The organism is Microbacterium sp. P26, from assembly GCF_023712585.1.
GTDB lineage: Bacteria > Actinomycetota > Actinomycetes > Actinomycetales > Microbacteriaceae > Microbacterium > Microbacterium algihabitans_A.
Genome location: NZ_JAMAXZ010000003.1, coordinates 346,110 through 359,345 on the forward strand (window position 1 = coordinate 346,110; position 13,236 = coordinate 359,345).

General features: G+C 69.4%; 9 protein-coding genes. 3 read left to right on the plus strand and 6 right to left on the minus strand.

The window, feature by feature from the left end:
* Positions 1–101 precede the first annotated feature (101 nt).
* Together acnA and dxs are read left to right on the plus strand one after the other, a co-directional pair.
* Positions 102–2,942, plus strand: coding sequence for an aconitate hydratase AcnA (acnA, locus tag M3667_RS08170; protein WP_308196442.1), 2,841 nt, complete (start codon positions 102–104; stop codon positions 2,940–2,942).
* 165 nt (positions 2,943–3,107) lie between these two features.
* Entirely contained in the window at positions 3,108–5,057 is a 1,950-nt protein-coding gene (gene dxs / locus M3667_RS08175; RefSeq protein WP_251507166.1) for a 1-deoxy-D-xylulose-5-phosphate synthase, read from the plus strand.
* Positions 5,058–5,390: 333 nt separating this feature from the next.
* On the opposite strand, the gene M3667_RS08180 is transcribed toward dxs, so the two are convergent.
* The 4 genes from M3667_RS08180 to M3667_RS08195 all read right to left on the minus strand — a co-directional run bounded on the left by M3667_RS08180 (position 5,391) and on the right by M3667_RS08195 (position 10,582).
* Positions 5,391–7,529: a 3-hydroxyacyl-CoA dehydrogenase NAD-binding domain-containing protein gene (locus tag M3667_RS08180; RefSeq protein WP_251507168.1), complete on the minus strand. Its 2,139-nt coding sequence runs from the start codon at positions 7,527–7,529 to the stop codon at positions 5,391–5,393.
* Positions 7,526–8,731, minus strand: a complete 1,206-nt coding sequence (locus tag M3667_RS08185; RefSeq protein WP_251507170.1) for a thiolase family protein — start codon at positions 8,729–8,731, stop codon at positions 7,526–7,528. Before M3667_RS08185 ends, M3667_RS08180 begins: the two co-directional genes overlap by 4 nt.
* 71 nt (positions 8,732–8,802) lie before the next feature.
* Positions 8,803–9,999: a ribonuclease D gene (locus M3667_RS08190; RefSeq protein WP_251507172.1), complete on the minus strand. Its 1,197-nt coding sequence runs from the start codon at positions 9,997–9,999 to the stop codon at positions 8,803–8,805.
* Positions 9,992–10,582, minus strand: coding sequence for a DUF3000 domain-containing protein (locus tag M3667_RS08195; protein ID WP_144833545.1), 591 nt, complete (start codon positions 10,580–10,582; stop codon positions 9,992–9,994). Before M3667_RS08195 ends, M3667_RS08190 begins: the two co-directional genes overlap by 8 nt.
* A gap of 25 nt (positions 10,583–10,607) precedes the next feature.
* Between M3667_RS08195 and M3667_RS08200 the strand changes: the two genes are divergently transcribed.
* Positions 10,608–11,813, plus strand: coding sequence for a S9 family peptidase (locus M3667_RS08200; protein ID WP_251507175.1), 1,206 nt, complete (start codon positions 10,608–10,610; stop codon positions 11,811–11,813).
* Positions 11,814–11,838: 25 nt separating this feature from the next.
* Here M3667_RS08200 and M3667_RS08205 read toward each other — a convergent pair whose 3' ends face one another.
* The gene (locus M3667_RS08205) at positions 11,839–12,279 is read right to left on the minus strand and encodes a SufE family protein (RefSeq protein WP_251507176.1); all 441 of its coding nucleotides are present in this window, start codon (positions 12,277–12,279) and stop codon (positions 11,839–11,841) included.
* Positions 12,280–12,313: 34 nt separating this feature from the next.
* Entirely contained in the window at positions 12,314–13,216 is a 903-nt protein-coding gene (locus M3667_RS08210) for a sulfurtransferase (RefSeq protein ID WP_251507178.1), read from the minus strand.
* Positions 13,217–13,236 lie beyond the last annotated feature (20 nt).

Here is a 13,236-nt window from a genome sequence, read left to right on the forward strand (position 1 = left end):
CGCGCGGTTAGGTCGACCTTCCTGGTTTCGACCGAGCGGCACGGGGAAGATGGAGAAATGCGGGCCTGAAGCCTGCGCATTCGCCGACGAAGGAGACGATCGTGTCCACGGTTGACAGCTTCGGTGCAAAGAGCACCCTGACGGTCGGCAGCACCGACTACGAAATCTTCCGGGTCGACACGGTCGCCGGTTACGAGAAGCTCCCCTTCAGCCTGAAGGTGCTGCTCGAGAACCTGCTCCGCACCGAAGACGGTGCCAACGTCACCAAGGAGCAGATCCAGGCGCTCGGGTCGTGGGACCCCACGGCCGAGCCCGACACTGAGATCCAGTTCACGCCCGCCCGCGTGGTCATGCAGGACTTCACCGGTGTGCCCTGCATCGTCGACCTCGCCACCATGCGCGAGGCCGTCACCGCCCTCGGCGGCGACCCGAACAAGATCAACCCGCTCTCGCCCGCCGAGATGGTCATCGACCACTCGGTCATCGCCGACCTGTTCGGCAGCGAGAACGCCCTCGAGCGCAACGTCGAGATCGAGTACGAGCGCAATGGCGAGCGGTACCAGTTCCTGCGCTGGGGCCAGACGGCGTTCGACGACTTCAAGGTCGTCCCCCCGGGAACCGGCATCGTGCACCAGGTCAATATCGAGCACCTGGCCAAGGTCGTCTACGACCGCACCGTCGACGGCGTCCTGCGCGCGTACCCCGACACCTGCGTCGGCACCGACTCGCACACCACGATGGTCAACGGCCTGGGCGTGCTCGGCTGGGGCGTCGGCGGCATCGAGGCCGAGGCGGCCATGCTCGGCCAGCCCGTGTCGATGCTCATCCCGCGCGTCGTCGGCTTCAAGCTCAGCGGCGAGATCCCCGCCGGTGTGACCGCGACCGACGTCGTGCTCACCATCACCGACATGCTCCGCACGCACGGCGTGGTCGGCAAGTTCGTCGAGTTCTACGGCGAGGGCGTCGCCTCGGTGCCGCTGGCCAACCGCGCCACCATCGGCAACATGAGCCCCGAGTTCGGTTCGACCGCCGCGATGTTCCCCATCGACGACGTCACGATCGACTACCTGCGCCTGACCGGCCGCGACGAGCAGACCATCGCGCTCGTCGAGGCGTACGCCAAGGAGCAGAAGCTCTGGCACGACCCCGACCGCGAGCTGGCCTTCAGCGAGTTCATGGAGCTCGACCTGTCGACGGTCGTCCCCTCGATCGCCGGCCCGAAGCGCCCCCAGGACCGCATCCTGCTGTCCGACGCCAAGTCGCAGTTCGAGAAGGACATCCTCAACTACGCCGACACCTCGATCTCCGACTCGATCGTCGACCTCGAGGTCGACGGCACGTTCCCGGCATCCGACCCGGGTTCAGTCCCGGGCGAAGAGCACGAAGACGTCACCGACAGCGACGTGCTCATCTCGTCGGGCCACCCGGTCAACGCCTCGAAGCCCGTCAAGGTCACCACGCCCGACGGACAGTCGTACCTCCTCGACAACGGTGCTGTCACGCTCGCGGCCATCACCTCGTGCACGAACACCTCGAACCCCTCGGTCATGATCGCGGCGGGCCTGCTCGCCAAGAACGCCGTCGACAAGGGCCTCAAGCGCAAGCCGTGGGTCAAGACGACGCTCGGACCGGGCTCGAAGGTCGTCACCGACTACTACGAGAAGTCCGGCCTCGACAAGGCGCTCGAGGGTCTCGACTTCTACACCGTCGGCTACGGCTGCACGATCTGCATCGGCAACTCGGGACCCCTCATCGAAGAGGTCTCCGAGGCCGTCAACGAGAACGACCTCGCCGTCACGGCCGTCCTCTCGGGCAACCGCAACTTCGAGGGCCGCATCAGCCCCGACGTGAAGATGAACTACCTGGCCTCGCCGCCCCTCGTGGTCGCGTACGCCCTCGCCGGCTCGATGAACTTCGACTTCGAGACCGACGCCCTGGGCAAGGACCAGAACGGCAACGACGTCTTCCTGAAGGACATCTGGCCCGCTCCCGACCAGGTGCAGACGATCATCGACGCGTCGATCTCGCGCGAGCAGTTCATCCAGCAGTACGCCACGGTCTTCGAGGGCGACGAGCGCTGGAAGAACCTGCCCACCCCGACCGGCCCGATCTTCGAGTGGGATGCCGACTCCACGTACGTCCGCAAGGCTCCGTACTTCGAGGGCATGACCATGCAGCCCGACCCGGTGCGCGACATCACCGGTGCGCGCGTCATGGCGACCCTGGGCGACTCGGTCACCACCGACCACATCAGCCCGGCCGGCAACATCAAGGCGGGCACCCCCGCCGCGCAGTACCTGATGGAGCACGGCGTCGCGCAGAAGGACTTCAACTCCTACGGCTCGCGTCGTGGAAACCACGAGGTCATGATCCGCGGCACCTTCGCCAACATCCGCCTGAAGAACGAGATGGTCGCCGCCGTCAACGACGGTCAGGTCATCGAGGGCAGCTGGACCCGCGACTTCACGCAGGAGGGCGGCCCGCAGACGTACATCTACGACGCGAGCCAGAACTACCAGGCGCAGGAGACCCCGCTGGTCATCTTCGGCGGCAAGGAGTACGGCTCAGGCTCGTCGCGCGACTGGGCGGCCAAGGGCACCAAGCTCCTCGGCGTGAAGGCGGTCATCACCGAGAGCTTCGAGCGCATCCACCGCTCGAACCTCATCGGCATGGGCGTCGTGCCGCTGCAGTTCCCCGCCGGCGAGAGCTGGAAGTCGCTGGGCCTCGACGGCACCGAGATCATCTCGATCGAGGGCCTCGAGCAGCTCAACGAGGGAGTGACCCCGAAGACCGTGAAGGTCACCGCCGAGCCGAGCGAATTCTCGCCCGAGGGCAAGCAGACCATCACGTTCGACGCCGTGGTCCGCATCGACACCCCCGGTGAGGCCGACTACTACCGCAACGGCGGCATCCTGCAGTACGTGCTGCGTTCGCTGGTCTGATCCCCGCACGACGGTGCCCCGGGAGCCTCGAGCTCCCGGGGCACCGTCATTCGCGCAGAGAGTACACGGCGTCCGAACGCAAGCCGTTGCCGGGCCCGCCGCAGCCCCGGAGACTAGAATCGACCCGTACGCGCGCCCCCGCGCGCACCGCACGAGAGGAGTCGTATGGCTCTCCTACCCGGTATCCATGGACCGCGCGACCTCGACGCGCTGAACCCCGACCAGCTGCGTGAGTTGGCCGCCGAGGTCCGGTCCTTCCTCGTCGAGAACGTCGCCCGCACCGGCGGGCACCTCGGTCCGAACCTGGGCGTCGTCGAGTTGACGATCGCCTTGCACAAGGTCTTCGACTCGCCCTCCGACCCGATCATCTTCGACACGGGACACCAGTCGTACGTGCACAAGATGCTCACCGGGCGCCAGGACTTCTCGCTGCTGCGCTCGCGCGGCGGCCTCGCCGGCTACCCGCAGCGCTCCGAGAGCGAGCACGATGTCGTGGAGTCGTCGCACGCCTCCAGCTCCCTCAGCTGGGCCGACGGCGTCTCGCGCGCCTTCAGCCGCACCGGTCGCCGTGACCGTCACGTCGTCGCCGTCGTCGGTGACGGCGCTCTGACGGGCGGCATGACCTGGGAAGCACTGAACAACATCAGCGACGACAACGACCGCAACCTCGTCATCGTCGTCAACGACAACGGTCGCTCGTACGCCCCGACGATCGGCGGCATGGCGCGCTACCTCAACCGCGTGCGCACCAACGAGGCGTACCGCACCCTGCACCGCGGATCGGACACTCTGTTCCGTCGCCTCGGGCCCGCCGCCCGCGCCGTGTACCGCGGCGTCCGCGGCGGCACGCACGGCTTCCTGTCGCGCTTCACGAACAACGAGGCGCTCTACAGCAACCTCGACATCAAGTACCTCGGACCCATCGACGGTCACGATTTCGAGTCGCTCATCGAAACGCTCGAGTTGGCCAAGTCGTACGGCGCCCCGGTCATCGTGCACGCCATCACCGACAAGGGCAGCGGCTACGCCCCGGCGATGAGCGACGAGGCCGACCAGTTCCACGCGGTGGGCAAGATCGACCCGATCACGGGCGAGGCCCTCGGCTCGGGCGGCGGTCTGCAGTGGACCGACGTCTTCGCCGAAGAGCTGGTGAAGGTCGGCTCCGAGCGCAAGGAGATCATCGCGATGACCGCGGCGATGCTCCGCCCCACCGGTCTGCAGCAGTTCGCCGAGCGCTTCCCCGAGCGCGTGTACGACGTGGGCATCGCCGAGCAGCACGCCGTGGCATCCGCCGCCGGTCTCGCCTTCGGCGGCCTGCATCCCGTCGTGGCGATCTACGCGACGTTCATGAACCGCGCGTTCGACCAGGTCATGATGGACGTCGCCCTCCACAAGGCCGGCGTCACGTTCGTGCTAGACCGCGCCGGGGTCACCGGCCCCGACGGTCCGAGCCACCACGGCATTTGGGACCTCGCGATGCTGCAGCTGGTCCCCGGCATCCGTATCGCCGCCCCGCGCGACGCCGCGCGCCTGCGCGAGGTCTTCCGTGAGGCGACCGCGGTCGAAGACGCGCCCACCGTGGTGCGCTACCCCAAGGGCAAGGTCAACGACGACGTCGAGGCCGTCGAACGCCTCCACGACGGCGTCGACGTGCTGAGCCGCGGCTCGGGCGAAGACGTGCTGCTGGTCGGCATCGGCCCGATGGTGCACCTCGCCCTCGAGGTCGCCGAACGGCTGAAGGCGCAGGGGATCGGGGCCACGGTCATCGACCCGCGCTGGGCGATCCCCGTGCAGCCCTCGATCGTCGAGCTGGCGCGCGAGCACCGCCTGGTGATCACGATCGAAGACGGCATCCGCGTCGGCGGCGTCGGCACGCGTGTGCGGCAGGTTCTGCGCGAGGCGGGCGTCGACACGGCCGTCGACGAGCTCGGCATCCCCGACGAGTTCATCGACCACGCCACGCGCGAGCAGATCCTCGACGATGCAGGCCTGACGGCATCGAAGATCGCCCACGACGTGGTCGCGCAGGTGCTCGGCACGCGCATCCCCATGGCGCGTCAGACCCCGACCGGCTCGATCCCCACGATCGAGCAGTGGGAGAAGTCGCGCCCGTAGGCCCTCGATCGACGCGGAACGGGCCGGGATGCCGACATCCCGGCCTGTTTCACGTCTCGGGCCCCACATCGCGGCGTCACGAGAACAGGCGATGCACCGGGAACAGGCAGTACTCGCCGCAAACGCCCTGTTCTCGTCGCGCCGCCTGTTCCGATGACCGGCCGGCGGGCGAGCCCCCGCCCTCACGAGAACAGGGCGATGCATCGAAAACAGGACGAAACCGCGGCGAACGCCCTGTTCTCGTCGCGCCGCCTGTTCTGGTGACGCCGCACGACCCGCACGAACGACGGCGGCGCCGCCCCCTCGGGGACGGCGCCGCTGTCGTCTTCGGGGTCAGGCCCCGATGCCGCGGATGGGCGGGTGGTGGAACGTGTCGCCGAAGGCGCGCTCCGATGCCCCCTCGCGGTCGAGGTAGGGCGAGGCCCCACCGTCGATGAAGGGCCAGCCGGCACCGAGGATGAGGCACAGGTCGATGTCCTGCACCTCGGGAACCACGCCCTCGTCGAGCATGATCTTGATCTCCTGGGCGAGGCCGTCCTGCACGCGGGCGAGGATCGTCTCGGGTGCGACGGGCGTCTTGCCGGTGGCGAGCACCTTCTGCGCGGCCTTGGTCCAGCCGGTCACCCGGCCCCCCTTGTCCTTCTCGACGACCTCGGGCAGAGCCGCAAGCTCGTGGAAGTTCTCCGACGAGAAGAACCGGTCGGGGAACGCGTGCGCCATCGTGTCCTGCACGTGGGCGGCGACCTTCCAGCCGACCAGGTCGATGAGCTGGAACGGCCCCATCGGCAGACCGAGGGGCGCGAACGCCTTCTCCACCACCGTGATCGGTGTTCCCTCGTAGACCGCGCGAGCGGCCTCTCCCATGACCTTGGCGAGCAGGCGGTTCACGACGAACCCGGGCGCGTCCGCCGTGAGCACAGCATTCTTGCCGAGTCCCTTCGCCACGACAAAGGCGGTGGAGAGGGCGGCGTCGGATGTGGCGTCCGTCTTCACGACCTCGATGAGCGGCATGACCGCGACGGGGTTGAAGAAGTGGAAGCCGACCAGGCGCTCCGGGTTCTGCAGCACCGAGCCGATCTCGGCGACCGAGAGCGACGAGGTGTTCGTGGCGAGGATCGCGTCGTCGGCGACGATCTTCTCGATGGCTGAGAAGACCTCCTGCTTGACGCCCACCTCTTCGAACACGGCCTCGATGACGAAGTCGCAGTCGGCGAACTCCGACCGGTCGGTCGTGCCGTGCACGAGCGCACGCAGCTGGTTGGCCGTGTCGCCGTCCAGGCGGCCCTTGGCCTCGAGCTTGCCGATCTCGTCTCGAATGGATGCCACGCCCTTGTCGACCCGACCCTGATCGAGGTCGGTGATGATCACGGGCACCCGCAGCTTGCGCACGAACAGCAGCGCGAACTGCGAGGCCATGAGGCCCGCGCCGATGACGCCGACCTTGGTGACCTTCTTCGCGAGCGCCTTGTCGGGGGCCCCGACCGGACGCTTGGCGCGCTTCTGGACGAGATCGAAGGCGTACATGGATGCCGCGAACTGGTCGCCCGTGATGAGCTCGGCCAGCGCCTCGTCTTCGCGCGCGAAGCCCTCGGCCTTCGTGCCGCTCTTCGCCTTGTCGAGCAGGTCGAGCGCAACGTAGGGGGAGCGGGGCACGGTGCCGATCTTCGACTCGAGCATGCCGCGGGCCATCTTGATCGCGATGGGCCACTTCGTCAGACGCTCGAGCTTGCCCGGCTCGTTCTTGCGTTCCACGCGAACGCGCCCGGTGAGCACGCCGTCGGCCCACCGCAGCGAGTCCTCGAGGTAGCTGGCCGCCGGGAAGATGGCATCCATGATCCCGAGATCGAAGGCCTGCTGGGGCTTGAGCATGCGGTTCTGTTTGAGCGGGTTCGAGATGACGACCTCGAGCGCGTTCTCGATGCCGATGAGGTTCGGCAGCAGGTAGGCACCGCCCCAGCCGGGGATGATGCCGAGGAACACCTCGGGCAGGGCGACCGCCGCGGCCGACGAGTCGACCGTGCGGTAGGTCGAGTTCAACGCGATCTCGAGACCGCCGCCGAGGGCGAGGCCGTTCACGAACGCGAACGAGGGCACGCCGAGGTCCGACAGCGACCCGATCACCTGGTGACCGCGCTGCGCGATGAGGCGGGCGACCTCTTTCGAGGGCAGCTTCGCCACGTCGGACAGGTCGGCACCCGCCGCGAGGATGTACTGCTTGCCGGTGATCGCGACCGCGTGGATCTCGCCCCTCACGGCACGCCCCTTGAGCGTCTCGAGCGTCTGCCCGAGCTCGGCGAGGGTCGCGGGTCCGAGCGTGTTGGGCCGGGTGTGGTCGCGCCCGTTGTCGAGCGTGATCAGCGCCAGCACGTTGCCCGAGGGGAGCCGCACGTCGCGGACGGGGGAGTGGGTCACCACCTCGTCGCCGGTGAGGGCATCGAGGGGCGAGAAGTCGATCGAGGTGTAGTCGGTCACTTGCGCTTCTTCTTTCCGTCGAAGAACGGGTTCTCCCAGATGACCGAGCCGCCCTGGCCGAGGCCCACGCACATGGCGGTGAGGCCGTAGCGCACGTCGGGTCGTTCGGCGAACTGCGCGGCCAGCTGGATCATGAGACGCACTCCGGATGCCGCGAGCGGGTGTCCCAGGGCGATGGCACCGCCCCACGGGTTCACGCGCGGGTCGTCGTCGGCGATGCCGAAGTGATCGAGCAGCGAGATCACCTGGATGGCGAAGGCCTCGTTGAGCTCGAACAGGCCGATGTCGTCGATCGTGAGCCCGGCCTTCTTAAGGGCCTTCTCGGTCGAGGGGATCGGTCCGATGCCCATGATCTCGGGCTCGACGCCCGCGAACGCGAACGAGACCATGCGCATCTTGGGCGCGAGGCCGAACTCCTTCACGGCGCCGGCGCCCGCGAGCAGGCTGATGGTCGCGCCGTCGGTGAGGGGCGACGACGTACCGGCCGTGACCCGCCCGTGCGGGCGGAAGGGCGTCTTGAGCGTCGCGAGGCCCTCGACGGTGGTCTCGGGTCGACGACCCTCGTCCTCCGTGGCGAGGCCCCAGGCGCCCTCGGCGTCCTTGACGGCGACCGAGACCAGGTCGGGCTGGATCTTGCCCGCCTCGTAGGCGGCCTGCACCTTGTGCTGGCTGGCGGCGCCGAAGCGGTCGGCACGCTCCTTCGTGAGGTGCGGGAAGCGGTCGTGGATGCGCTCGGCGGTGACGCCCATGTTGAGCGCGCCCGGGTCGACGAGCTTCTCGGCCACGAAGCGCGGGTTGGGGTCGACGTTGCCGCCGATGGGGTGGCGGCCCATGTGCTCGACGCCGCCGGCGAGGGCGAGGTCGTACATGCCGACGCCGATCGAGGCGCCCATCGTGGTGACGCTCGTCATGGCGCCGGCGCACATGCGCTCGATCGCCAGGCCCGGCACGGTCATCGGCAGACCCGCGAGGATCGCCGCCGTACGCCCGAGGGTCAGTCCCTGGTCACCGGTCTGCGAGGTCGCGGCGATCGCCACGTCGTCGATCCGGTCCTTGGGCACGTCACCGTTGCGTTCCATCAACCCGATGATCGCCTTGACCACGAGGTCGTCGGCGCGGGTGTTCCAGTACATGCCTTCGCCGGCGCGCCCGAAGGGGGTGCGCATTCCGTCGACGAAGAAGACGTCCGTCATCTCGGCCACTCTGCCTCCATAGTTTGGGATGACTCCAGCCTAGGAAGACCGATCAGGTGAGAGGAATCGGTTGTCCGAACCTACGAATCCGCGCCGGAGGGCTCGTCGACGTCGTTGACGGAATCTACAAAGCTATCGACGATCACCTGTGCGGTCTGCTCAATCTGCCACGGGCGGGCACCGAGCTCGGCGAGAGCCGCACCGACGGCCTCAACCGTCAACTCCGCGGGCGGCGCCCACGCCACGCGGCGCAGCGTCTCGGGGGTGAGCAGGTTCTCGGTCGGCATCCGGAGCTCTTCCGCCCGCGCCTCCACTGCCGGTCGCGCCGCCTTCAACCGCTGGTCGGCATCGGGGTTGCGATCGACCCAGGCGCGGGGCGGGGGGAGCGTGTCGCTGGGCACGCGGTCGGGCGGCAGATCGGTCGCCTCGCGACCGGCCACGATCGCGTTCCACCAGCGGTCCAGCTGCGTGCGGCTCGCGCGGCCGTTGAATTCCTTGACGCCGGCGAGGGCCTGCTTGGTGGCGGGGTCGGCCATCACGGCGGCGACCAGAGCGCGGTCGGGCACGAGGCGGCCGGGGGCGACGTCCTGCTCGCGGGCGTAGTCCTCGCGCGCCTGCCAGAGCGAACGGGCGACGGCGAGCGACCGGCGACCGCGCACGCTGTGCAGACCGCTGAGGCGGCGCCACGGGTCGTCGCGCGGCGGCTTGGGTTCGCGATCGAGCACGGCCTGGAACTCCTGGCGCGCGATCTCGGTCTTGCCCTGCTCGATGAGTTCGGCATCGAGCACGTCACGCACATCGATCAGGTGCTCGACGTCGAGGGCGGCGTACTCGAGCCACGATGCCGGCAGCGGGCGCGTCGACCAGTCCGCGGCCGAGTGGGCCTTGGCCAGCGTGATGCCCAGCGTCTGCTCGACGACGGCCCCGAGGCCCACGCGCTCGTGACCGAGCAGGCGCGCGCCGAGCTCGGTGTCGAAGATGCGCGGCGGCTCGAGACCCCGCTCGCGCAGCGACGGGAGGTCTTGGCTCGCCGCGTGGAACACCCACTCGACGTCGCCGATGGCCTTCTGCAGGGGCGAGAAGTCCTCGATCGTCGACGGGTCGAAGAGGAAGACGCCCGCCTCACGGCGGAAGACCTGGATCAGGTAGGCGCGCTGCGAATAGCGGAACCCCGAGGCGCGCTCGACGTCGACGGCAACCGGACCGGTGCCACCGGCCAGGGTCTCGCAGGCGGCGAGGAAGCGCTCGGCGTCCTCGATGACGTTGTACTCAACCACGCGTGGGCCTCCGGGCTCCGAACACGGCAACGCCCTCCGACCCCGGGGGGAGGCCGGCGAGCATGCACACGAGCTCCGCCCACGCCTCGAGGTGCGGGCGGAAGGGACCGCGCGGCGACCATGACGCGCGAAGTTCGATCTGCGAGCCCTCACCCTGGGCGGCCAGCGCGCCGAAGCCGGTGGAGAGCGTCTTAGTGGCGGTGCCCGACTCCGAATGCCGGTCGGCGCCGCGGGAGTCGAGGGCGTCGATCAGCCACGACCAGGCGACCTCGGCCAGCAGCGGGTCGATCCCGATCTCGGGCTCGAGAGGAGCCTGGGCGAAGCAGACGATGCGCCACGCCCCGCCCCACGGCTCGGGCTCGTCGGGGTCGTGCAGCAGGATGAACCGGCCCGTGCCGAACGGCGAGTCGGTGGCGTGCTCCTCGGGCCGCACATCGCCGGCGAGGGCGAGCGAGAACGGGGCCAGACCCGTCGGGGACGGGATCTCGCGGACCACGAGATCGTCGCGGAACGAGGTGTCGCGCACCTCCGCTGCAGCTCGCGCGAAGGGGCTGTCGGCCTCCGCCGGGCGCTGGTCACTCACGGCAGCAGACTAGAGTGAGGCCACGATGAACGCTCCCAGGCGCGCCGCGGGTTCCCGCGCATCGCGGCGCACGACCACCGGCCTCGGCATCGCCCTCTCGGCTCTGAGCGTCACTCTGGCGGCCTCGGCCGCCGCTCTCGGCGCCGTGTCCTTGCGCGTCGCGCGCACGGTCGTGCGCCCCGCCGGACGCCGCGCCGACACCCGCATCGTGCGTCTCGACGCCGCCGCCCAGACGATCACGCTGGCGCGCACCCCCGACACCGCTCTGCCCGGTCGCTACGGCCTGTTCACCGTGGGCTCGGCCGACTACCTGCGCCTGGGCTCGATCGTCGGCAGCGACGAGGCCACCGTCACGCGCAAGCTCCTCACCCATGTGCCCGCCGACGGCGACCTCGCGGCCGAGGCGGCGTTCAGCGGCTGGTACTTCGACAAGCCCGATCAGCTGCACCTCCCCGTCGAAGAGGTCGACATCGACACCCCGGTCGGCGCGTGCCCCGCGTGGCTGTTCCCCGCGGCATCCGCCACCGACGTCTGGGTCGTGCAGGTGCACGGTCGCGGGACCACCCGCGCCGAGGCCCTCCGCGCGGTACCGGTGTTCCACGACCTCGGGATCACCTCGCTCGTCGTGTCGTACCGCAACGACGGCGACGCCCCGCACAGCGCGTCGGGCACCTACGCGCTCGGGGCGACCGAATGGCGAGACCTCGACGCGGCGATCGGCTACGCCCGCCGCCACGGCGCGAAGCGCGTCATCCTCATGGGCTGGTCGATGGGTGGCGCGCTCTCGCTCCAGGCGGCGCTGGAATCCCCGCACGCCGACGTGATCGCCGGTCTCGTGCTCGAGTCGCCCGTCGTCGACTGGCGCACGGTGCTGAGCTTCCAGGGCCGCATGATGCGCCTGCCGCTGCCCGTGATCACGCTGGCGCAGTCGACGATCGCCTCGAACTGGGGGGCCGCGGTGCTGCGCAGCGGCGAACCGATCCCGCTCGACCGCCTCGACGCCGTCGCACGGGCCGCGGAGCTGCGGCATCCGACGCTCATCCTGCACAGCGACGACGACGGCTTCGTGCCCTCCGACGCCTCGCACGCCCTCGCGGCGGCTCGCCCCGACCTCGTCACGATGGAGACGTTCACCGTCGCCCGCCACACGAAGCTGTGGAACTACGATGAGATGCGCTGGACCACGGCGATCCGCGAGTGGGTGCGCGCGCAGGATCTCGCCCGCGACTGAGCGCGCGACGGCGGATGCCGGGTCTTTAGGCCTCGCGCTTGGCGCGCACCTGGCGCTTGACGCGCATGAGCATGCCGGTCATCCCGGCGATGCGCAAAGGGCTCACCGCACGGGTGAGTCCGATGCTCTGCGGGAAGTCGTCGGGCACCGCGAGCACCTCGTCGGCCGACAGGCCCGTGAGCCCCTGCGACAGGATGCTCGCGAACCCGCGGGTCGTGGGCGCCTCGGCCGGCGCCGTGGCGTGCATCGCCACCCGCTCGTCGTCGTCGACGGTCACGATGATGTAGACCGGCGACTGGCACTCGACGACGCGCTCGCGCATCTCGGGGTGGTCGGCGTACTCGGCCGGCACCTCGGGGAGCTCGTGCGAGAACTCCAACAGCAGCTCGAGGCGGTCGGGCTCCTCGAGTTCGAGGAATTCGTCGCGGATCTCGGCCAGGCGGGCGGGGAGGGCGGTATCGGACATCTCCGTCATCCTCCCACGCCCGCGGCATCCGTGATCAGCGGGAAGGGACCTCGCCGGGTTCGGAGCCGGCGACGATCGGCACGCGCACCGCGCTGCCCCACTCGGTCCACGACCCGTCGTAGTTGCGCACGTCGTCGAAGCCGAGCAGGTGCTTCAGCACGAACCACGTGTGGCTCGACCGCTCGCCGATGCGGCAATAGGCCACGACCTTGTCGCCGTCGGAGAGGCCCGCGCCGTCGCGGTAGATGGCGTCGAGCTCGGCGCGCGACTTGAACGTGCCGTCCTCGGCGACGGCCTTGCCCCACGGCACGCTCTGCGCGCTCGGGATGTGACCCGCGCGCAGGGCGCCCTCTTCGGGGTACGCGGGGGCGGTGGTGCGCTCACCGGAGTACTCCTCGGGCGAGCGCACGTCGATGAGCGGGTTGCCGAGGTGGGCGAGCACGTCGTCCTTGTAGGCGCGCAGCGCCGAGTCGTCGCGCTCGACGACGGGGTAGTCGGTGGGCTCAACGACCGTCTTGTCGGTCGTGATCGGGCGACCCTCGGAGATCCAGCGGTCACGGCCCCCGTCGAGCAGGCGCACGTCTTCGTGGCCGAACAGCGAGAACACCCACAGGGCGTAGGCGGCCCACCAGTTGTTCTTGTCGCCGTAGATCACCACGGTGTCGTCGCGCGAGATGCCCTTGCGGCTGAGCAGCTTAGCGAAGCCCTCGCCGTCGACGTAGTCGCGCACGACGGGGTCGTTCAGCTCGGTGTGCCAGTCGACCTTGACCGAGCCGGGGATGTGGCCCGTCTCGTACAGCAGCACGTCTTCGTCGGACTCGACGACGACCAGGCCGGGCTGACCAAGTCGTTCCTGCAGCCAGTCGCCCGTCACGAGCCGGCCGGGCTCGGAGTAGTCGGCGAATTTGGGGGACGTGGTGTCGAACTCGACGGTCACGGAGAACTCCTCGGTCAAGG

Bases quoted from the DNA above. Each gene is read 5' to 3' on its own strand.
- dxs (WP_251507166.1), top strand. From the start codon at position 3,108: ATGGCTCTCCTACCCGGTATCCATGGACCGCGCGACCTCGACGCGCTG.
- M3667_RS08200 (WP_251507175.1), top strand. From the start codon at position 10,608: ATGAACGCTCCCAGGCGCGCCGCGGGTTCCCGCGCATCGCGGCGCACG.
- M3667_RS08205 (WP_251507176.1), bottom strand. From the start codon at position 12,279: ATGTCCGATACCGCCCTCCCCGCCCGCCTGGCCGAGATCCGCGACGAA.